This window comes from Paraburkholderia sp. BL17N1 (genome assembly GCF_003634175.1).
GTDB lineage: Bacteria > Pseudomonadota > Gammaproteobacteria > Burkholderiales > Burkholderiaceae > Paraburkholderia.
This window is the reverse complement of sequence record NZ_RBIW01000002.1, coordinates 2,660,318-2,679,780: the sequence shown is the minus strand read 5'-3', so window position 1 is coordinate 2,679,780 and position 19,463 is coordinate 2,660,318. Positions and strand designations below refer to the sequence as shown.

At 59.6% G+C, this 19,463-nt stretch carries 17 protein-coding genes and 4 pseudogenes; 7 read left to right on the top strand and 14 right to left on the bottom strand.

All coding sequences use genetic code 11. The features are described from left to right. Positions 1-138 precede the first annotated feature (138 nt). Together B0G82_RS31910 and B0G82_RS31905 are read right to left on the bottom strand one after the other, a co-directional pair. Positions 139-390 carry a hypothetical protein gene (locus B0G82_RS31910; RefSeq protein ID WP_199730193.1) on the bottom strand — a complete coding sequence of 84 codons (252 nt, stop codon included), beginning with the start codon at positions 388-390 and terminating at the stop codon, positions 139-141. Between the two features lie 198 nt (positions 391-588). Then, the gene (locus B0G82_RS31905; RefSeq protein ID WP_121307354.1) at positions 589-2,034 is read right to left on the bottom strand and encodes an IS1182 family transposase; all 1,446 of its coding nucleotides are present in this window, start codon (positions 2,032-2,034) and stop codon (positions 589-591) included. A gap of 279 nt (positions 2,035-2,313) precedes the next feature. On the opposite strand from B0G82_RS31905, the gene B0G82_RS31900 reads away from it, so the two are divergent. Continuing rightward, positions 2,314-3,048: a hypothetical protein gene (locus B0G82_RS31900; RefSeq protein WP_121310206.1), complete on the top strand. Its 735-nt coding sequence runs from the start codon at positions 2,314-2,316 to the stop codon at positions 3,046-3,048. A gap of 496 nt (positions 3,049-3,544) precedes the next feature. Here B0G82_RS31900 and B0G82_RS31895 read toward each other — a convergent pair. The 4 genes and pseudogenes from B0G82_RS31895 to B0G82_RS31880 all read right to left on the bottom strand — a co-directional run. Further along, positions 3,545-4,834: pseudogene (locus tag B0G82_RS31895) on the bottom strand (IS701 family transposase); the annotation flags it as partial. Positions 4,835-5,076: 242 nt separating this feature from the next. Next, positions 5,077-6,030, bottom strand: coding sequence for an IS5 family transposase (locus B0G82_RS31890; RefSeq protein WP_116149560.1), 954 nt, complete (start codon positions 6,028-6,030; stop codon positions 5,077-5,079). Positions 6,031-6,237: 207 nt separating this feature from the next. Continuing rightward, positions 6,238-7,527 (bottom strand): annotated as a pseudogene (locus B0G82_RS31885) (IS701 family transposase); the annotation flags it as partial. A 226-nt stretch (positions 7,528-7,753) separates the two neighbouring features. After that, positions 7,754-8,731 (bottom strand): IS5 family transposase, encoded by a 978-nt coding sequence (locus B0G82_RS31880; protein ID WP_116140668.1) that lies wholly within the window; start codon positions 8,729-8,731, stop codon positions 7,754-7,756. A gap of 112 nt (positions 8,732-8,843) precedes the next feature. Between B0G82_RS31880 and B0G82_RS31875 the strand changes: the two genes are divergently transcribed. Beyond that, a complete protein-coding gene (locus tag B0G82_RS31875; RefSeq protein WP_121310205.1) occupies positions 8,844-10,289 on the top strand; it encodes an IS1182 family transposase in 1,446 nt (481 codons plus the stop codon). A 174-nt stretch (positions 10,290-10,463) separates the two neighbouring features. On the opposite strand, the gene B0G82_RS31870 is transcribed toward B0G82_RS31875, so the two are convergent. The 5 genes from B0G82_RS31870 to B0G82_RS31855 form a co-directional block, all read right to left on the bottom strand. Continuing rightward, positions 10,464-10,712 (bottom strand): DUF4087 domain-containing protein, encoded by a 249-nt coding sequence (locus B0G82_RS31870; RefSeq protein ID WP_241975042.1) that lies wholly within the window; start codon positions 10,710-10,712, stop codon positions 10,464-10,466. Next, positions 10,628-10,975, bottom strand: a complete 348-nt coding sequence (locus tag B0G82_RS40745) for a DUF4087 domain-containing protein (protein ID WP_241975054.1) — start codon at positions 10,973-10,975, stop codon at positions 10,628-10,630. The genes B0G82_RS31870 and B0G82_RS40745 overlap by 85 nt, the downstream gene beginning before the upstream one ends. Before the next feature lie 39 nt (positions 10,976-11,014). Then, positions 11,015-11,479 carry a GFA family protein gene (locus tag B0G82_RS31865; RefSeq protein WP_121310204.1) on the bottom strand — a complete coding sequence of 155 codons (465 nt, stop codon included), beginning with the start codon at positions 11,477-11,479 and terminating at the stop codon, positions 11,015-11,017. A gap of 141 nt (positions 11,480-11,620) precedes the next feature. Next, entirely contained in the window at positions 11,621-12,262 is a 642-nt protein-coding gene (locus B0G82_RS31860; protein WP_121310203.1) for a glutathione S-transferase family protein, read from the bottom strand. A gap of 62 nt (positions 12,263-12,324) precedes the next feature. Beyond that, positions 12,325-13,353 carry a DUF1254 domain-containing protein gene (locus B0G82_RS31855; RefSeq protein WP_121310202.1) on the bottom strand — a complete coding sequence of 343 codons (1,029 nt, stop codon included), beginning with the start codon at positions 13,351-13,353 and terminating at the stop codon, positions 12,325-12,327. Between the two features lie 692 nt (positions 13,354-14,045). Here B0G82_RS31855 and B0G82_RS31850 point away from each other — a divergent pair. Next, positions 14,046-14,237 (top strand): annotated as a pseudogene (locus B0G82_RS31850) (IS5/IS1182 family transposase); the annotation flags it as partial. Between the two features lie 37 nt (positions 14,238-14,274). On the opposite strand, the gene B0G82_RS31845 reads toward B0G82_RS31850, so the two are convergent. Both B0G82_RS31845 and B0G82_RS39560 read right to left on the bottom strand, forming a co-directional pair. Continuing rightward, on the bottom strand, positions 14,275-15,048 hold the full coding sequence (locus B0G82_RS31845; RefSeq protein WP_121310201.1) for a YkgJ family cysteine cluster protein: 774 nt from the start codon (positions 15,046-15,048) through the stop codon (positions 14,275-14,277). A gap of 95 nt (positions 15,049-15,143) precedes the next feature. Further along, entirely contained in the window at positions 15,144-15,329 is a 186-nt protein-coding gene (locus B0G82_RS39560) for a hypothetical protein (protein WP_147308745.1), read from the bottom strand. Positions 15,330-15,364: 35 nt separating this feature from the next. Between B0G82_RS39560 and B0G82_RS40740 the strand changes: the two are divergent. From B0G82_RS40740 to B0G82_RS31830, 3 genes and pseudogenes are all read left to right on the top strand, one after another. Next, positions 15,365-15,544 (top strand): annotated as a pseudogene (locus B0G82_RS40740) (aldehyde reductase); the annotation flags it as partial. Between the two features lie 186 nt (positions 15,545-15,730). Continuing rightward, positions 15,731-17,290, top strand: coding sequence for an AarF/UbiB family protein (locus B0G82_RS31835; protein WP_121310200.1), 1,560 nt, complete (start codon positions 15,731-15,733; stop codon positions 17,288-17,290). 119 nt (positions 17,291-17,409) lie between these two features. Next, positions 17,410-18,282 (top strand): DMT family transporter, encoded by an 873-nt coding sequence (locus tag B0G82_RS31830; RefSeq protein WP_121310199.1) that lies wholly within the window; start codon positions 17,410-17,412, stop codon positions 18,280-18,282. Positions 18,283-18,334: 52 nt separating this feature from the next. On the opposite strand, the gene B0G82_RS31825 is transcribed toward B0G82_RS31830, so the two are convergent. Continuing rightward, entirely contained in the window at positions 18,335-19,234 is a 900-nt protein-coding gene (locus B0G82_RS31825; protein WP_241974917.1) for a L,D-transpeptidase, read from the bottom strand. Here B0G82_RS31825 and B0G82_RS40735 point away from each other — a divergent pair. Further along, positions 19,146-19,436, top strand: a complete 291-nt coding sequence (locus B0G82_RS40735) for a hypothetical protein (protein WP_241975053.1) — start codon at positions 19,146-19,148, stop codon at positions 19,434-19,436. The genes B0G82_RS31825 and B0G82_RS40735 overlap by 89 nt on opposite strands. Positions 19,437-19,463: the final 27 nt, after the last annotated feature.

Below are 19,463 nucleotides of genomic sequence, written 5' to 3'. Positions count from 1 at the left end.
CCTCTTCCGCCGGGTGCTGCGTGATAGCGATCGGTAGCACGCGAATCGGACGAGACAGTCGTGCTATCCGGAAACGGACACCGAATTCGCTCATATATCCGTCTTCGCCCTGTACCAGGGTGCCGCTTTGGCAACTCGTCATACATGCCACCCACGCGGGAGATCTGACAAAGCCTGAACTGTGACGTCCAGTTCGACTATGTTCAACAAACTTGCCGCGACGGCGTCGCCTTCTTGCATTTGCCCCGATCTAGAGCCGTGGAATTGCCAGCCGCCATCCTCATTGTCGTGCGACACATATGCGATCCAGTCTTGCTCGAACACAACGCTGCGGTTTGCAATTACAGCCACGTTCGGCGGATCGTTGAAAACCCACATTTCATTTTTCATATGAGGCGGAGCCAGATCGTTTCATGATTCAAATTGTCGGCGATTTGCTTGCTGGAGTCGACTGACTGTTCATGGCCGAGGGCGTGTGGAAACGCAATTTTCGAGGCTGAGGGCGAAGTTGGCGGTCGGGTCAATCAAGTTTGGTACGTCGAAGTTGTGCTATTCGAGCATCCCGAGCGCAAGAAGCCCCTCAGGGCCTTAGCTCCCAGCCATCCTGATTGCCTTCATTGTCCTGGCAACCCCAAGTATATTCATGACTCGCTTGAGGTTGTACGCCAGCACCTGAAGGCTCATTTCGGTGCTCACCCGTCCGAGCGTCCGGGTCAGGAAGTGTGTAGCACCCATCCAATGCTTCAGCGTGCCGAAGCCGTGTTCAACGGTGCTTCGTCGGATGGTCATCGCGTCAGGCTTCCGGTCGAGTCGACGCTGCATGGCTTCAAGTACATGTTCGTGCTCCCATCGTCGGATGCGGCGATAGTCGCTGGGCGAACATCGCTCCTTGAGATGACAACGCGGGCATGCGCTGGGCCAGTATACGTTCAGATTCATGCCATTCTCGACGGTCTTGAACCGATGAATGGAGCGCTCGCCAGCGGGGCACCGATACTCGTCGTTCCTTGCAACGTAGATGAAGTCGCGCTTGGTAAAGAGCCTCTTCTTCCTTGATGCCGAGGTAAGTGGCTTCGGGACATACGTTTTGATCCCGCCCAGTTCGCACGCGCGGATATCCGGGCCGCTGAAGTAGCCCCGGTCAGCTAACACCTTCAGCTTCGGCCTGCCCATCGCGTTCTTCGCCAGGAAAGCCATCTTGCTGAGTTGACCGTGATCGCCTCCGATATTCGTCACTTCGTGTTCGACAATCAGATGATGCTTTGTATCCACGGCAGTCTGGACGTTGTAGCCCACGGTACCGGTCCTCTTGCCACCGCTGGTCATTGAGCGGGCATCTGGGTCGGTAAGCGACAACTGCTTGTCCGGTTCTTTCTTCAGTTGCTCCTTCATCTGCTCTAGCTCACGCATCCGCTGACGCAGCAGAGCGATCTTCTCGTACAGGCGAACGGTCTTCACATCGAAACCTGTCGGGCTGATCCGATCTGCGGTTTCAATCATGTCGAGATATCGCTGAACGCTTTCCTCGATCTGCTGCTGACGCTTGTCGATCTTGCCAGCCGTATAGTTCCTGTCACGGCTGTTCACGGCTTTGAACTTGCTGCCGTCGATTGCCACCATGTCGCTGGATAGCAGCTTCAGTCCGCGACATAGTTCGACGAAACGACGGCATACATTCCGAATGGCTGCGCCATTGTCGCGACGAAAGTCGGCGATCGTCTTGAAGTCTGGTGCGAGACGTCCTGTCAGCCACATCAGCTCGACATTGCGTTGGCATTCACGCTCAAGACGCCTGCTAGACGGCACCCGGTTCAGATACCCATAGATATAGATCTTGAGCATCACGCCCGGATGATAGGACGGCCGACCTGTGAGCGCCGGCGTGGTACCGTTGAAGCCGAGTTCGGCCAGGTTCAGTTCGTCGACGAAGGCATCGATCACCCTTACCGGGTTGTCCTGGCCAATGTAATCATCGACGCATTCGGGAAGTAGTGCGACCTGCTTGCGGTCATCGCCTTCAACGAATCGCTTCATGAGTCACCCGGTCTCAGTGCGTTGATTCAGTTTAGGCGATAAATGCGTTTTCACACGCCCTCGGCCGACCAGCGCCCGACGACCGAACGCCAAAAACACTCTGGTCGCGGGGCTCGCGCAACAGACACGAGCCGACCCGGAAGAGACCGGCGCGGAAAGCGACGGCGGACACCCGTGTGTTCAGCCGACGTCTGAAGCACTTATGCCACAATTGCCGGCGAATCTAGAATTAAAGGCGACGGGCTGGGCCGCCGCCAAGGCATAGCATTCGGGGGAACCATGCTCAAACACGACGTTCAAGCGGTCTTGGATTCTTACTATGCAGAGGCGCTTGCCGTGGCCAAGCCCGGTTTTATTCAACATTTTCGCGAGCTGTCGGCGCCGTTTCTCCTTAGCGTATCTCAGGCTTACCTCGATGCGCCCGTCCGCGTAATGTTCATCGGGAAGGAAACTAACGGTTGGTGTGGCAAGCTGGGAGCCTTCTACGAGCATCCGGACAAGATCGATATCGCGAAAGCTCGCTACGAAAATCAACACGCCCAAGGTACCGGCAATAGTGAGTTATTGCGGCAGTGGAAGCGGTTCGCTGATGCGTTCGCTGGAGGAGATCGAGCGGCCGTTTGCTGGAACAATCTAATGAAGATGGACTGGCACCGCCCGAAGCGCGGCTACTCTCGGACCTCGATCGGGCATTCCGCTCATTTGTTTAATTTCTCGGTGGCGGCCCTCCAGTTCGAAATCGAACTGCTTAAGCCCGACCTAATAATCTTTGGTAGCGGCCACCGATATGATCGCGCCTTGAAAGCTGTGCTTCAGAAGCGTGAGACTGTGACGGTTGAGCCAAAGGCTCTTTGGCGCTTCCGGTCGAATGGCATCGAGTGCTTTAGGACATTTCACCCAGCTGCGTGGGACAAACACGCCCCAAGACCGATCAAAGAGTATTACCAGAAGATTATCGACACCGCTTCGGAAGTGTTTGCTGAGCGCCTAGCGATGCAGAAAGCTTCGACATAGACTGCCTTTGGCTCAACATTCTTCCGCTCGGTAGTACGACGACCGGCGCTGTTGGACGAGACGGAACGCGGCCCATATGTGGCCTTTCTATGCTCACGCGTCTTCTAGTCGCTTGAACAACTCTTTGTGCTGAGAGTAGATAGCGGGAAGTCGCGACCTACAGTCATCTTCGAAATATCCCTTCGTTCCGGCTGAAGGCTTGCGGGCCGCACGACACTGTGCTCGCCGTCTCTGACCAAGTTTTATCCGTACACGCTGCTTCATGACTTTTGCGAGATAGCGTGGCTCGGCTAGTCGATTGTCCGCGATTCGCCGCCCCGTGTCGATTGACCGTTCCTGGCCGAGCCTGTGTGAAAACGCATTGATCGCCTAATCTTACTGTGTCATAAAATAAAGACGTCTTCCCAGCCTTCGGCAGCATGGACAGGCGTCGAGCCCCGCGACCAGTCGCACCGTAAGTTCGTAGCGGATGGTGGCAATCGAGTCAGCCGTGTGGCGCTGTGCGCGTCGGACTTCCCCGCGCAATGTAATCGTCGGGAACCGCAGGTGTCTGGCGTGCTGCGAAGTTTTTTTTGGCGCTGACCGGGGTACCGGTAGCGAGACGCTCTGAGAGAAGGAACCCGTAGGCCGCGATCGCCAGTGCAGCGTGGTGGTGAAACCCACGCCATCCCCGGCCTTCGTAGTGTCCCAGCCCCAGCTCCTGCTTCAGATCCTGGTAATCACGTTCGATACGCCAACGCATGTGTGCATGCGCCACGAGTTGCTCCAGCGCAGTATCAGCCGGCAGGTTGGACAGATAGTATTTCAGCGGGTCAGCGTCGCCGGCGGGCCACTCGATGAGCAGCCATTGCTCGGGGCGCAATCTCGCCTTGCCGGTATTGCCGCCCGCGTGACGCACGCGCACCGCGGCGAAACGTCCGCTGAGCGTTTCGTTCGACCCCTCCCGCCAACTGAGCGTGGTGAAGGCAGTAGCAGGCAGTGAATGCGCCAGGTCCTTCACGTTCACCGGCTGTCGGGCGCGTGTGCGGCGCGGTACCACAGGCGGGCGGCCCATGCCGCCATACGGTTTGGGCGGCAATGGTTCGACGCCCGGTGGCCAGACCACGAGAGCCGATGTGATGCCGACCACATAAGACAAGCCCAGATCGTCCAGACGTTGCCGGAAGGCGTTATCTATTCCATAGCCTGCATCGGCCAGTACGCAATGTCGGGGCGCACCCGCAGCCAGCAGAGCCTCAATCTGTCGCAATGCAATCTGCGCCTTCGTCTCAAACCCGATCTGCGCGGGAATGCCGGCTTTCTCGCGCCGCTCATCATCCTCTGCCCATTCACGCGGCACATAGAGCTGCCACGCAACCGGAATGCTGGCCTGCTCGCAGGCCAGTGACACACTGACCGCGACCTGGCAATTATCCTGTTTCCCCAGCACCCCGCAGTATTGACGCGCCACACCTACGGAATGGCGGCCCTTCTTTGGAAATCCCGTGTCGTCCACAATCCAGAAGCCGCCGCCGGAAAAATCCATCCGCGGCACGACCCACTGGCTGACCCGGAGAAGTAGCTCGTCGTCTGACCAGTCGGCTTTGGCCACAAAGTGGTGCAAAGCCTGATGCCGGGCGCTGGCGTGAAGCGGATCCACGCTTGCGGCCATCGGCTCGACGCTCTTGCGCGTCAACGGCAACATCAGGCCTGTGCAGTAGCCCCTCAGTCCTGAGTGGCGATCCGCATGACCCAAGCCGCCAGACAAATGCTCAATGTACTGCTCAAACCGCATTTGTGCGTCCATTGCTTCTCGCTCTATGCCTGGGTATCCTCATTATATGAGGACAAACAAAGCAATATCGCTATTGTTAGTTTTGTGACACAGTAAGATTAAGGAAGGTCTGCACAACCCGCTTTTTGAAGCGTTATCTTTCACATCCTGCGCGGCCTCGGCGTTCAGATTTTTGTCGGTGAGTTGATTGCCGGAGTTTTTTCCGCGCACCGGAGCGCTCCAACCAGATATATGGCCTTCATCGGCCCGGTGTTTCAAGCTTTGCGCAAAGCTCTACGTGCCATCCATAGATTGCCCAAAGCAAACAGCGTGGTGATCTGGGCGGTGTTCTTCATCAAACCACGATAGCGGGTCTTCATGTAACCGAACTGCCGTTTGAGGATGCGAAACGGGTGTTCGACCTTGGCCCGGATACCCGCCTTCAGGCGTTCGATCTGATCGTATATCGCGTCCAGCGAATCACTCAGATCCAGTTTCCTTCGCTTTGCCGGTCGCATTGCAACATGCCAACGAACCGCGTCAGCCTCACATCGCTTTTCGATACCCAGATATCCGGCGTCCGCGTACACATCCGTTTCTTCACCATGCAGCAACGCCTGGGCTACCGTGATGTCGTGAACATTGGCCGCCGTTCCAATGACCGTATGGACAAGGCCCGAGTCGGCGTCCACGCCGATATGCATTTTCATCCCGAAGTACCAGTTACCACCTTTCTGCGTCGATTGCATTTCAGGATCGCGCGTGCCGGAGCCATTCTTTGTCGAACTGGGCGCGGCAATCAGGGTGGCGTCGACTGCCGAACCAGCCTTGAGCATCAGGCCTTTCTCCGTCAGGATTTCATTGACCAGCGCCAGCATTTGCACCGCCAGTCCGTGCGTTTCCAGCAGATGGCGGAACCGAAGAATCGTGCTTTCATCCGGCAAGCGAACCATCCCGCCGTCGAGACCCGCGAACTCGCGATACAGCGGCACGTCATAGAGTGCCTCTTCCATAGCAGGGTCTGACAAACCGAACCATTGCTGCATGAAATGAATCTGCAGCATCGTCGCAATCGGGAACGGCGGCCGACCGGTTTTGCCCGTGGGATAGTGCGGCTCGATCAGCGCAATCAGCTTCAACCAAGGCACAACGCGTCGCATCTCATCGAGAAATTCCCGCTTGCGCGTGCGCTTCGTTGACAGATCCAGACCAAGACCAAGTTGCGTCATCACACTGCTCCGCACCCAATTAGCTCTGTTTCCAGGATAGCTCAGCAGCAACACAATGCCAGGACTTCTGCAGACCTTCCTTAATCTTACTGTGTCATAAAATAAAGACGTCTTCCCAGCCTTCGGCAGCATGGACAGGCGTCGAGCCCCGCGACCAGTCGCACCGTAAGTTCGTAGCGGATGGTGGCAATCGAGTCAGCCGTGTGGCGCTGTGCGCGTCGGACTTCCCCGCGCAATGTAATCGTCGGGAACCGCAGGTGTCTGGCGTGCTGCGAAGTTTTTTTTGGCGCTGACCGGGGTACCGGTAGCGAGACGCTCTGAGAGAAGGAACCCGTAGGCCGCGATCGCCAGTGCAGCGTGGTGGTGAAACCCACGCCATCCCCGGCCTTCGTAGTGTCCCAGCCCCAGCTCCTGCTTCAGATCCTGGTAATCACGTTCGATACGCCAACGCATGTGTGCATGCGCCACGAGTTGCTCCAGCGCAGTATCAGCCGGCAGGTTGGACAGATAGTATTTCAGCGGGTCAGCGTCGCCGGCGGGCCACTCGATGAGCAGCCATTGCTCGGGGCGCAATCTCGCCTTGCCGGTATTGCCGCCCGCGTGACGCACGCGCACCGCGGCGAAACGTCCGCTGAGCGTTTCGTTCGACCCCTCCCGCCAACTGAGCGTGGTGAAGGCAGTAGCAGGCAGTGAATGCGCCAGGTCCTTCACGTTCACCGGCTGTCGGGCGCGTGTGCGGCGCGGTACCACAGGCGGGCGGCCCATGCCGCCATACGGTTTGGGCGGCAATGGTTCGACGCCCGGTGGCCAGACCACGAGAGCCGATGTGATGCCGACCACATAAGACAAGCCCAGATCGTCCAGACGTTGCCGGAAGGCGTTATCTATTCCATAGCCTGCATCGGCCAGTACGCAATGTCGGGGCGCACCCGCAGCCAGCAGAGCCTCAATCTGTCGCAATGCAATCTGCGCCTTCGTCTCAAACCCGATCTGCGCGGGAATGCCGGCTTTCTCGCGCCGCTCATCATCCTCTGCCCATTCACGCGGCACATAGAGCTGCCACGCAACCGGAATGCTGGCCTGCTCGCAGGCCAGTGACACACTGACCGCGACCTGGCAATTATCCTGTTTCCCCAGCACCCCGCAGTATTGACGCGCCACACCTACGGAATGGCGGCCCTTCTTTGGAAATCCCGTGTCGTCCACAATCCAGAAGCCGCCGCCGGAAAAATCCATCCGCGGCACGACCCACTGGCTGACCCGGAGAAGTAGCTCGTCGTCTGACCAGTCGGCTTTGGCCACAAAGTGGTGCAAAGCCTGATGCCGGGCGCTGGCGTGAAGCGGATCCACGCTTGCGGCCATCGGCTCGACGCTCTTGCGCGTCAACGGCAACATCAGGCCTGTGCAGTAGCCCCTCAGTCCTGAGTGGCGATCCGCATGACCCAAGCCGCCAGACAAATGCTCAATGTACTGCTCAAACCGCATTTGTGCGTCCATTGCTTCTCGCTCTATGCCTGGGTATCCTCATTATATGAGGACAAACAAAGCAATATCGCTATTGTTAGTTTTGTGACACAGTAAGACTAAGGCTACACTGAACAAGCCGCGAAATTGGCGACGCGTTAGCAATTTGAACGTCGTCAAGTCATGAGGCCGAGCTTGCGCCGTTGCTTTGCGGCCCTCGCGGGCCTTGTGGGCGGGCACTTTGCCCGCCTTTGGCCCACTATGGGCGTACCGATGCCGTCAGTTGCCTGCGCGACAGGTAGACGTTGGCCAGCGCGAGCGCGACGAACGCCCGGTTGGCGTTCTTTGCCAACCCGCGATAGCGCACCTTCGTAAATCCCCATAGTCGCTTCACGACCGCAAAGACATGCTCGACCCGGGCCCGGATCTTCGACTTGTTGCGATTCCTGCCGCGCTGCACCTCGTCGACTTCTCCGCCCGCACGACGCGTCCGCTGATTGGTGAAGTCGCGTGCCTTCGGCGCCTTGCCGTGAATCAGGTCTTTCTGGCTCGCATAGGCGCTGTCGCCGTAGACGCGCTGCTCCTGGCCGTGCAGCAATTGCGGCAGCGGGTGCTTGTCATGCACGTTGGCCGGAGTGAGCACTGCGCTGTGCGCCAGCCCGCTTTGGCTATCGACACCAATGTGCAGCTTCATGCCGAAGTACCACTGCTTACCCTTGCGGGTCTGATGCATCTCGGGGTCGCGCGCCTTCTGTTCATTCTTTGTCGAGCTCGGCGCACCGATGATCGTGGCGTCCACGATGGTGCCGCTCCTGAGCTTCATGCCGCTGGCCTGAAGTACCCGGCCCACTTCGGCGAAGAGCTGCTCACCCAGTTGGTGGGTCTCCAGCAGGCGCCGGAATTTGAGCAGCGTCGTCGCGTCCGGCACGGCTTCGCAGCCCAGATCAATACCCACAAAGCGACGCAGGCTAGCACTGTCGTACAGTGCCTCTTCGCAGGCGAAGTCGGCCAGATTGAACCAGTGCTGGATGAAGTGAATCCGCAACATGCGCTCCAGACCAATTGGCGGGCGGCCATTGCCGCGTTTCGGATAGTGCGGCTCGATCACCGCGCACAACTGCGCCCATGGCACGATCGCATTCATCGTGTCGAGAAACTCGTCGCGCCGCGTGCGTTTGCGGTGCGTCTCAAAACCCGCACCTTGATCGGCTGCCATCGCCAGCGTCTGCTGCTTCATCCTGGTTCGCCTTCCTCATTCAATCCGATCTCTATAACGCTTGACGTACCGGATCGGTGGACTTAATCAGCGTTGCCCTAAACTGAATCAACGCATCGAGACCGGGTGACTCATGAAGCGATTCGTTGAAGGCGAAGACCGCAAGCAGGTCGCACTACTTCCCGAATGCGTCGATGACTACATCGGCCCGGACAATCCCGTCAGGATCATAGACGTGTTCGTCGACGAACTGAATCTTGCGGAACTCGGCTTCAACGGTGCTACGCCTGCACTCACGGGCCGCCCGTCGTACCACCCAGGCGTGATGCTCAAGGTCTATATCTACGGATATCTGAACCGTGTACCGTCGAGCCGGCGTCTCGAGCGCGAATGCCAGCGTAACGTCGAGATGATGTGGCTGACAGGACGGCTGGCACCGGACTTCAAGACGATCGCCGACTTCCGGCGCGATAACGGCACGGCGATTCGCAACGTATGCCGGCGCTTTGTCGAACTATGCCGTGGACTGAAGTTGCTCTCCAGCGACATGGTGGCCATAGACGGCAGCAAGTTCAAGGCCGTGAATAGTCGCGACAGGAACTACACGGCAGGCAAGATCGACAAGCGTCAGCAACAGATTGAGGAAAGCGTTCAGCGATACCTCGACGCAATCGATAGCGCAGACAGGACGAGCCCAACAGGCTTCGATGTCAAGACGGTGCGCCTGTATGAGAAGATCGCCCTCCTGCGCCAGCAGATGCGTGAACTCAAGCAGATCCGGGAGCAATTGAAGAGGCAACCGGACAAACAGCTATCCCTTACAGATCCCGATTCCCGTTCCATGACCAGCGGCGGCAAAAGAACCGGAACAGTAGGCTACAACGTACAGGCCGCTGTGGACACGAAGCACCACCTGATCGTCGAACACGAGGTGACCAATGTCGGAGGCGATCATGGACAACTCAGCAGGATGGCCCTGGCAGCAAGGGAGGCGATGGGCAAGTCTGGACTGAAGGTGCTAGCCGATCGAGGCTACTTTAGCGGCCCTGATATCCGCGCGTGCGAACTGGCCGGCATCAAGGCGTATGTCCCCAAACCACTCACGTCGGCCTCCAGGAAGAAAGGTCTCTTTACCAAACGCGATTTCATCTACATCGCGAAAGACGATATCTATCGATGCCCAGCTGGTGAGCTTGCCGTTCATCGATTCACGACTGTTGAGCATGACATGAATCTGCGCGTGTACTGGCCCAGTGCCTGCCCGCGTTGCCACCTCAAGGAACGATGTTCGCCGAGCGACTATCGCCGCATCCGACGATGGGAGCACGAACATATACTGAAGTCCATGCAGCGGCGGCTGGATCGCAAGCCAGACGCAATGACCATCCGCAGAAGTACGGTCGAGCACGTCTTCGGTACGCTCAAGCACTGGATGGGTGCCACACACTTCCTGACCCGCAAACTTGGGCCGGTGAGTACCGAAATGAGCCTTCAGGTGTTGGCCTACAACCTCAAGCGCGTCATGAATATACTTGGGTTTGCGAGGACGATGAAGGGCTTGAAAACGGCTGGAGGATGAGGCCCGAGGGGGCCTTCTTGCGGCTCACGCCGCTGGCGCAGACCGCTCGACCTTCCAAACGACGGTTCGGCTGCCCGGTGAATTTACCTCGACAGCAAAAAGTCTGTTTCCACACAGGCTCGGCCGCTCGACGACTACCATTATCCGGGGCGGACGCTCAACTTCACCGTATCTTCACGGCGGCGGCAGCGAGCGATCGGCCTTGCAACGCTTGAGCGGAAGCACCTTTGCCGAATAAAGCCGTACGACTTTACCGATGCCTTTGGCGACATCCATATCGATGCAGGCGCATCCGTAGCCATGCCCGCCCGCATTGGTGACGACCCAATCGGCAGACGTCATGTCAGGGAGATCGTCGAACCCCGGGACAGGCTGTCTCCCATAACAGAAAGAGTCCAGATTCCATCCTTGTCGTCCAGCCACCAGTTGGCGGGCGTCGGGTTCTGCAACCAACCACAGCGATTTTGCCGGCTAGCCGCAACCGCATGGGTACCGCACGATGCAATCGAGATGCAACCGAAAAACGCACGTACCACGTGACGAAAATTCATGACAGAGAAAGTCCCGACTGACGGATTGTTGACGATCGATCGATCGAGATCGAGCGACCGTTCCATGGCCGGACTGAGGCCGAAGACGACTGGATTATGTTCAAAGAGGCAATCGGTTCGCCAATCTTGGGACAAGATCTGAGCACCACCCGTCCGGCGTTAATTCTGGATTCCTTAGCGCCCGTCCGTCTTCCGTTCGCGCCATAGGCGAAGCAATTCTTCCTGCTCGCCGATACCTTCTTCAAAACTAGGAATGCCATCTGGAATCAGAAACCATGGTTGTTTGCTACCTGTGAATACGTGCGCTATCGGGGAAAACTCGCTTTGGTTTTGCAATGTGCCTGGTCTGAGTATCGCCAGATCGGGCTGATCAACGGGCTCGGCCCAAAGCCGCGTGTCACAGCGCGCGCATGCCTTGCTGCGCCGCTGCCGCCCACGACCAAAGTCAAAGGTCAGCATGATCGGCTCACCTTCCAGGACATGCAAATCGGATCGACGGACCCACATCACAGGCAGCGCAGCACCGCCTGTTCTTCGCTGACAGGTGGTGCAATGACAAACATAAAAAGTCAGCGGTTCAAACCGGAGCTCAAACTTAATCTGACCGCAGAGGCAGCTACCGATGTAGGGTGCGGGCATACAAGGCTCCTAAATACCGCAGATTGAAAAACGGAAAACTTTGTGAGCCCGGAACGTGGGTGAGCCACGCGAGAATCGTCGACGATCCGCCGACGATTGCCGAACGGCCCTTCATGGCCGTTGCGTTCCGCACGCCGCTCCTCACGGCTGCGTCCGTGACATGCTCTCGCGGGTGGAGAATCGCCGCCACCAATGGTTCAGTTTTTCGCATCCTTCCATCAAAGAAGCCGCTTCATGAGCCTGCATGAAGCACGCGAAGATCGGAGCGGCGTACAGATCGGCAAGTGTCACTTCGCCGCCAATCAGGAACCCCTGGTCATCGGACAGACGGGTCAGCTCAGATAAACACACAACGGCACGCGGCAACGCGGCCGCGATCTTCGGCTCGTTTGCTCGACGGCCTTCGCGGGTTGAAACTACGCGTTCAACGTATATGTCCCAAACAAGCGTTCGATATGCATAGGCATCCAGTATCGCGATAATCTGGTTTGCCCTGGCACGAGCTTTCGGATCTCTCGGCTGCAGCTTGACGCCGGGGAAAGCTTCGTCGATATAACGCACGATCGCGCTTGTCTCGTAAAGATGGAAATCGCCATGCTCGAAGGCCGGAATGCGACCGAACGGATGGCGTTCCAAATGCTCTTTCGGAACGCCGCTCGCTGCGAATACGTCTACCTCGACCAAACTGTATTTAATCTGCTTCTCTTCCAGAGCCAGCCGGGCGATTCGCACGTACACACTCCATGCCGCTCCGTACAGTTTCACCACTTCGGTCGTTGTCACAGGATCGCTCCATTCGCGTACGAGAGGGCGCGCTGTCGATAGGCTATACGCGAATCATCTCGTCAATTAACTGGAGTGGCATCCGGAAACGTCCATGCGCCGTTCAGAATCTCAGCACGTGGCCGATAGAGTCGCACCGTATAGTTCCATCCGGCAACAATCGGAAGGCAATTTTCCACGTGGCCATCGCAGCCACCGAACTGTATGGCGATCGAACCGTCAGCGCCCTTTTTTGCAGTAAGGTCATTGATCGAGTACGCGTTCGACGAGTTCTTCTGAAAATAGCCCCGTGCATTGTAGAGGCTCACCGACCAGAAGGCGTCCACGGGAACGTTTTTAACCACGAGTCGATAGACCGTCTTCCCGTCGTTTCGCGGTGGTGTGAAGTTGAGGTAAATCGCGTCCCTGTCCGGATTGCCTCCCCATGCCGCAGCGGCTCCGAGCAGGCGTCGCACCGGGTCGACTTCCTCTTTGATACCGAAGGCGTGCTTGAAATCTGGAATCGTCGACGCAAGAACCAGTAGCGCGTCGCGGACCTTTTTCTGACTTACCGGATCCCAGTTCGGCAGGTCGAGCTTGCCAGGCGACTTCTGGCTTACTGTGATCGAGTCCTGTAGCTTGTGGACCTGCTCGATGTCCTCCGGGCTAGACGGCTCGACAAGGGTTCGAATCGCAACGGCAACGTAACGCGTGCCGACGCTCTCCCGCGTGAGGACATGCGTGCCTTCGCCGTAGAACACATTCGGCACGTACTGATCCTCATTGATGATCTGTAACGCCATGAAGCGCTTGCCAGGATCAGGCATGTCGATCGTAACCGGCCCCGCATCGAGATCGAACACTCCTGACGTATAGAGCGTGTCGCGGTTCAGGCGTATGACCGTCTGATGATCAATCGGTGCAGGCTCCCGGCGGTGTTCCAACTTGCCAAGGGTCCCTTGCTTTACCAGTGAAGTGAAATACAGGTCCGACTCGGCGCGAACAAAATTGTCGACTGTTACCGGTACGGGCGATCCGCCAGACGACTGGGTCTGGGCGGCCACGACTCCCGCGGCAAACAGAAGCGTTGCCAACGTGATTGAGTATTTCATACCTGTCCTTTTGCTTATCTGACCTGGAATGGCGTCGTAGCGCGAGCGCGTCAACGCACTTCGGTAACGGCTGGCGGAGCCCATTTTCCCTGCTTGACGATGTCCTTACGTCAGCGAGAATTGATTGCCGGGCGCGCATGGCAGCCAGTTTGTTTGCGGCACGCTTGACAGGTTGCGGGCCGATCGCGATTTTCAGTGATCCATCTGGCTCTTTCGTGAGACTACGGTCCACTTTCTCCTGCCGGATCACCAGGAGACGGCCCAGTAGGTATATGTAGGCGTCAGCCACGGTACGTTCATCGGGTTTCGCAACTGCCGCCGTTTGCGACTGCGAAAACGCCGCACCCGGGATTCCAATGCCGACCGCGAGAGCCAACGCTACTACAACGCTTGCAAATACCTGCCTCGCCGCTGCGCAACCATGCGTGTACTACCTCCGTTCGAAAGGGATGTCGCTGTGTTCTGTCCCTGTCTGAGCATTGTTGAAACTTTCTGGAGAAATTGCAAGCTTTGGAAGCTTGCCCTAATGCCAGTGGTCAACGACCGAGAGGACACAGAGTGTGTCAAAACGTTAGCGCCTGAACTGAGTCAACGCGCCGAGACCGGGCGACTCATGAAGCGATTCGTCGAAGGCGATGCCCGCAACCAGGTCGCACTACTTCCTAATGTGTCGACGAACAAATAGGACAGGACAGACGATCGCCGACTTTCGCCGTGACAGCGGCGCAGCGATTCGCAATGTATGCGGGCGTTTCGTCGAACTATGTCGCGGGCTGACGCTACTATCCAGTGACATGGTGACCATCGAGGGTAGCAAATTCAAGGCGTCATACAGTCGCGACAGGAATTGCACGGCTAGCAAGCTCGATAAGCGTCGGCAGCAGAACTGGTCAGCACGCGCACGCTCTACGGCGCTGCGCTTCATTCAGATTCCACCGAAAACCCCAGATATTCGAACCTCGGAGCACTGTTCGCATCGACGAGAGAACTGAGCGCTCCCACCGACGCAAGAACATCGACCGTCGTTCGGCGCTTCGACACGAAATGCCACGTTGGAGGCATAGCAGGCATAGTGGGTTCGTTGCTCGCCTGACGCAGCGCTGCCAGCAGATCGGCGCGATCGGGCGAATACGCGACAAAGCCTTCGTTCGACACCGCCGCCTGATCGATACCCATTGCCGCACACAGCTGTTGCTTGATGGGGACGTCTTTCTCATCGGCATCGCGCGACTGCTGGATCAGTTGCGCGACGCCCGCATCGACCAGCTTGCCGGCACGCAACAACGGTGGCAATCCCGGCGTCCAGGCGTCGGGCGGACACGCTTTATGCGCGGGTGTCAGCGCGATGAATGGATTGATTTCCGCCGGATAGATCCGGCATACCAACGGCCTCTGTTCATAGATACCGCAGCGCATGTCGTCCCTAAGATTCGGGCATGGGCCGGGATGCGTGCCCGCCAGAATGACCACGATTCTCGCCGGCAAGGACCCACTCATCGCGGCAAACGATCGACGACGTTTTTGCGCCGCCTGAAGATTGTCCTCAGCGGGCTCTTCTGGCCACGGCAACGCCTCGCAAAGAATCTGCACTTCGTCGCCGTGCTCCAGCCAGGCAATCGCCTCGCTCACTGTCAACGGCAAACGCAGGTCGTGGCAACACTTGCCACACATCGTGCACGCAAAATCGATATCCATGTCTCATAGCCCTTGCGTCGCGCGACGCGGTTCGGTTATCCAGCTACAAGTCCGGCAGACACACACGAGTGCGGACGCCCCCGTGTGGTTACCGCTTAGCTGAAACAGTCGGGCTTAGTCGCGTGAAAGCGCCAGACATTACAGGCCACGACTTTTATTTTTAGTCCATTGCGTGAATCTGCCTTCAAATCCCGCCCTGACGGTGCAAGCATGCGCTCGAGCAACTCCGAGCGGACGGCTTCCGGAAATACTGGCAACTGGTTGTTGGCAAAGATTGCCATGGCAAGTCCGCGCTCCGGAATCAGCGTGACGATGGCTCGACCGCCAGCCCGGCAATCCAAGAATCAATTCCGGCTTCGTCGACGTGCGGGACGTGGCCGATCTGCATGTGCGGGCGATGACTCACGAAGCCGCCGGCGGCGAGCGCTTTCTTGCCATCGCTGGCGAAAGCATGTGGCTTGCCGACGTCGCTCAGGTGCTCAAAGCGCGCATTGGGGCGTTGTTTTGTACAGATGCCCGCACGCTCAAGTTTCGCCACGGTTAGGAAAGGCCGGGGTATTGTGTTACGCGTCGCGTGGCAATGCTCCCTTGCCCTGCTTACCTGCTAACCTAACCGCCTTGGCCGTGCGCGAGCGCCCCTCGAGAGACGGGGACGCCGCGTGGCCCATCAACCGAACTGCCGATGCCGCCACTGTTTCGCCGTCTACTGCTGCTGTTCCACGCGCTGCGTTACGGCGCGCGCCTGATCTGGCTTGCCGCGCCGCAAGACCACAAGCTGCACTGGATGATCGAGCTGATCGGCCGCTTGCATGCGGCTGACCGCAGCGGCAAGAGCCTGAGCGGCGTGCTGCCGGCACTCGGGCCGCTGGCGGCCCGGTTCGCGCAAACGCTGGCCGAACGGCCCGAACTCGCGACCGGCACCTTGCACGACGCCATCGACGCAATCGATCACATGGAAGCCCCGCTGCCGCCGCACGAGTCCGAACAGGCGCTCGCGCGCGCTTTCGGCAGGCCGCTCGCCACGCTGTTCAGCGCCGTGGATCTGGTGCCGGTGCGCAGCGGCTTCGCCGAACAGACGCATCTCGCGCGGCTCATCGTGCCGGTGAACGGCCATTACCAAGTAACCATCAAGCTGGTGCGCGCCGACCAGTTGCAACAGATCGGCGATGAACTCGCGCTGCTGCGCTGGGTCGCGCGCTGGCTGGAAAAGTTTTCAGGCACCGCGCGCCGCCTGCAATTGCGCACGCTGGCGCAGACCTTCACGGACGACATCCTGCGCCGCTTCGATCTGCGTGCCGAAGCCGCCAATCTGAGCCAGACCGGCCATCATTTCGACGACGACAAGCGCATCGTCGTGCCGGACGTGATCTGGGATCTCTGCACCGCCTATACGCTGACCATGCAACGCGTCAGCACCTTGCCGGCGAGCGACCTGCCCGGCCTGCATGCACATCACATCAAACTCGCGCCGCTCGCCGCGCATATCGTCGAAGTGGTGACCCAGCAGGCGTTCGAGCATGGTTTCTTTCACGCCACGCTCGACGCGCGCCGCGTGCGCGTGAGCATCGACCCGGACACGCAGGGGCGCCTCGTGCTGGCGGAATTCTCGATCATGTCGAGTCTCTCGACCGGCGAGCGCGAGTTCTTCGTGCACGGCGCAACCGCGCTGTTCGAACAGGACTACGGGCGGCTCGCCGAAATGCATCGCGATGCCGGGCACGTGCCGCACGACACGCGCGCCGAATTGCTCGAAGCCGAGTTGCGCACGCGTGCGGAGGCGCATTTCGCGGCCGCGCCGGAAGACCGTTCGGCGGGTTCGCTGTTTCATCATCTGCTGCATGCGGTGCATCCTTTCGAGGGCGCGGTGCCCGCGCGGCTCGCGACCGCCCAGCGCTCGTTTCATCAAGCGGAACTGCTGGCGCGCGCGCTGCATCCCGGCGTCGACACGTGGAATATCGCCCGCGGCGTGCTGGCGGATATCGCGCGGCGCGACGTCGATCACCGCGGCTGGCTCAAACGCATTAGCCGCGAGTTGCCGCATCTCGCGCATATGCTGCCGCGCGTGCCGCAACTGGCGGTGCGCTATCTGCAACACGAGCACGATCTCGCGCGCACGCCGCAGCAGAGTGCGCAACTGATGACGGAGATCGGCCGCGAGTACCGCCGCACGCGGGTGCTGCTGTGGGCGTGCGCGCTGTGCGGCGGCGTGCTCGGCGCGGGGACGGTGCTGCTGATGTGGTGAAGTGCGCCGGTTCGCGGTTCAAACCACACTCCGCCAACACGTTCGGCCGATTGCAGTTTCAAGCAAGACGCGCGTTGCGTCTCCCGACAAGATGGCGGCTTTTCTCTTGACGCTTGCCAATGCTCGCTTCCTTTATCGCCGCTGTTTTCGTCGTGTTGTGGTCGACCGGTTTCGTGGTCGCCCGCGCGATTACACCGTATGCGGATCCTAACCTGTTCCTGCTTGCACGCTTCGGCGGCACGGCGCTGATATTCGCGCTGGCCGCGCTGTTTGCACGCGCCACGTGGCCCGGCGGACGCGACTTCGGCAAACATCTGGTAGCGGGCGCACTGCTGCAAGGCGTCTATCTCGGCGCGGGCTACTGGGCCGTCGCCCAAGGCTTGAGCGCGGGCGTGATGGCTTTGCTCGGCGCGCTGCAACCGCTCGCGACGGCCGCGGTTGCGGCGCCGCTCTTCGGCGAACGCCTGTCGCGGCGCGGCTGGACCGGCATGGCGCTCGGCCTTGCGGGCGTCGTGCTGGTGCTCGAACCGAAGCTGACGGCGGCCGCCGCACCGACGCCGCACGGCAGCGCGCCCACCTGGCTCGTCGTGCTGATCTCGATCGCCGCGATCGGCGCGATTACGGCGGGCACGTTGTTCCAGAAGACTTCTTTGGCCAAGGCCGATATTCGCAGCGCGAGCGCGGTGCAGAACTTCGGCGCGGCGCTTGTCGCGGCCGGGCTTGCGCTTGCGCTCGGTGAACATCGCTGGATTGCGTCCGCTACGCTGTGGGGATCGCTCGCGTGGGGGATCGTGATGCTTTCCGGGATCAGCGTGACCTTGCTGGTGTGGATGATCAGACGCGGCGACGCGGCGCGCGCGACCGCGCTGATGTTTCTCGCGCCGCCACTCGCCGCGCTCGAAGGCTATGTGGGCTTCGGCGAGACGCTGGTGCCGCTGCAGATTGCCGGGTTCGCGGTTGCGTTGGTAGGCGTGTTGCTCGCGCGCTCGTGATGGGCGGCTTGCTCAAAACGAGCGGCGCGGGCCGGACGAGCACCACCGCGAATCAATCCGCCGTGTCCGCTCCGGCCGGCACTTTGGCGCGCGCCTTGCTGCCGGGCGCAGGCGCCCACGCCGGGCGGCTCTTGCGCGCCGAATCCACCACGGCAATGTAACGCCCAGCCCACGGCGTCACCTCTCGATCGCTTTTCAACACCCACAGCGACTTACCCGACTCGACGAGCGCAACATATTCGGCGTCGAGAATGCCATAGTGATCGATAAACGAATTGAGCGACGCGGGAATGCGCACGCAACCCTTCGAGTGACGCATGCCGAGCAGCGATTCGAGATGGTCGGGGTCGGTGGCGTGCATCTGGAAACGCATCTGCGACATGCCGCCCTTGCCCCAACCGCGCTCGCCCTGGGCCCAGCCGAGGTCGAAGATCCGCATGTCGCGCTTGCCATAGCCGCGAATATGGTTTTCGTTCTGCGTGCCTTCCGAACGGAAATCCATGTTGGCCGGCGTATGCTCGAATACGCCGAGCGGTGTGATGAAGTGATCGTATTCGCCCGGCTGACCCGTCGAAACCGGCGACGCGCCGATCATCTGCCAACTGTCGGCCGGCGCGGCCCGAAAATAGATGAAGAGCGCCTGCACATTGGCATTGCGATCGACCAGCACGACATACTCGCCCGACAGATCGCCGAGCATATGCGCGCCGAGCGCGGCTTCCAGCCGATCGGCATAGGCTCGCTGATCCGCGGCCGGCACTTTCAGCGTGCGCGTGACGCTCTCTGCGAAAACGTCCCGCAGCATAAACGCGCGACGCGGGTCGACCACGCCGGCGGCATCCGGCGCCGCGACAGCCGACGCGTTGACGGCGACCACCGGACGATTCGCCGCCTTTGGTGCCGAGGCCGCAACGGGCGCCGAAGCTGCGATCGCCGCGCCGCATGACGCCATGCAAAATGCGGCGCTAAACGCACGTGCCAAACGGCGCAAGGAAGGCAACGCGCGGGCGATGCTCCGCACGGAAAGTCGATACGGCATACACGACACGTCGCGCGGACGATCGACCGGCGCGAAAGACAGACGGTCTATTACAGGCTGGCCAGGCCGCTTGGTGTGGTTCATCGCGTGTTTGAGCAAACCTGATTATTATTGACTGCTCGCCGGCTCATGCGGCGCTCTC